The 1,762-nt window shown below is 38.9% G+C and carries 2 protein-coding genes and 1 riboswitch; both genes read right to left on the reverse strand.

Going from position 1 to position 1,762, the window contains the following annotated elements; genetic code table 11:
- Positions 1-329: 329 nt before the first annotated feature.
- Positions 330-572, reverse strand: a complete 243-nt coding sequence (locus AC1DRF_RS26135) for a hypothetical protein (protein ID WP_013082177.1) — start codon at positions 570-572, stop codon at positions 330-332.
- Positions 573-640: 68 nt separating this feature from the next.
- A riboswitch (SAM riboswitch) is annotated at positions 641-742 on the reverse strand.
- 62 nt (positions 743-804) lie between these two features.
- Positions 805-1,762 (reverse strand): amidohydrolase (locus AC1DRF_RS26140; RefSeq protein ID WP_477742093.1); only part of this gene is annotated, 958 nt, incomplete at its 5' end.

The raw sequence follows: 1,762 nt of genomic DNA on the forward strand, positions 1-1,762 counted from the left end.
GGCTAGGGATAGCACCGCACACTCTTTTTTTACTTTTGGTCATCTTCTAAAAAGTCTAGGATACGATCAATAAGCTGTTCGCTTCCTGCATCGTTTCCGTGTTCAAGAGACATTTCCATTTCAATGCTCCTTTCATAAAATATTCTTGTTTTATAACATACCACAATTCATTTCGAATGTAACCTTTAATTTGTGTAAAAATTTCGACAATTTATGATTAATTTTAAAACCTAGTGAATATTGATTATACCCACCAGATTCTTTGCTTGTCAAAAACCATGCTTTCTATTTAAAAACACTTAAAAAATAGAGGCGCGAGCAGACTTCTTCTATAAAAGACAGCCTACTCGCTCAAGCTTGGAACAGCATGATGAATAAATTTCTAGTTCATTTGCTTTTTGTATATCTTTAATATCTATGCCTACAGCATATGTACGAACATGGTTTTCGACCACAATTTCATAAAATGTTTCTAACTCACGATAAGCTACTTGATAATGCTTTCCTAATAATTTCACTGCTTCCTTTAATGCTTTCTCTCCTGTGTGTGCTGCAACTGCTGTATGACTCATAAAACCCTCTCCTTTTAGAAAAATAAAAAAAACTCATTTTGCTTTGATGCAAAATGAGTTTTTCACCCGTTTTATCACCCAAAGCACATGCTTTGCTGGTAGGAGCACCTTACATTCGTAGGTTGCTGTGGAGTCAAAGAGCCAGATCTCTCGTCCACTCGTGATAACTTTTTAATTTAAAATTTATTTTATCAAACAATTCCATCCGCGTAAATAGAAAAATAAAAATATTTTAATTTTTTTGGTAATKGAATGAATTCAAAAAATGAAAGCTTAGATTAGCAAAATAAGAAGCTGCTACAAGTAATGCCTCTTCATTTAATGAAAAAGAAGGATGGTGCCATTCATATTCTCCAGCTGTACCCATCCATACAAAAAATCCTGGTACATGCTGCTGATATACGGCAAAATCTTCTCCTCCAGGCGATTGTTCAGCTTCTACGACTTGATAACTAAGATCCTCTGCCGCTTTAATAGCCAGTTTTTCCAGCTTATCATCATTGTTGACTACTGGAAGATATGGATACCATTTAACGTCTACTGAAGCCCCGAAAGCTGCGCCAATCCCTTCAGCAGTTCGTTTCATAAGAGCCGGTATTTTTTCTCTCGCTTCTTCTTGAAAGGTACGCACCGTTCCTTCAAGCGTTACTTTGTCAGGAATGACGTTCCACGAGCTCCCTCCGTGGATTTGAGTTATGCTGACAACAACATTTTGAAAGGGGCTGAGATTACGGCTGACAATGGTTTGTAAACTAGTAACAATTTGACCAGCAGCAGCAATCGGATCTATTGTTTTTTCAGGAATACCCGCGTGACCTCCTACTCCTTTGACGTCAATTTCAAAACGATCAACGCTTGCCATTAAAGGTCCCGGTTTGATACCAATGGTTCCTACAGGAAGATCCGGTTTGTTATGCATCCCAAATATCGCTTCCACTCCTTCGAGCACACCTTTTTCAACTAGCATTTTTGCCCCAGAAGCCGTTTCTTCGGCTGGCTGAAAGATAAATCGAATCGTACCGCAAAGCTCCTGCTGACGCTCTTTAAGAAGGATGGCTGCTCCGATTATAGAAGCCGTATGAAAATCATGGCCGCACGCGTGCATAACACCGTTCACTTCAGAAGCAAACGGCAGATTGGTTTTTTCTTCAATTGGCAGCGCATCAATATCAGCTCGAATAGCGATAGTA

The sequence above is a fragment of the Priestia sp. P5_B4 genome, from assembly GCF_056400385.1.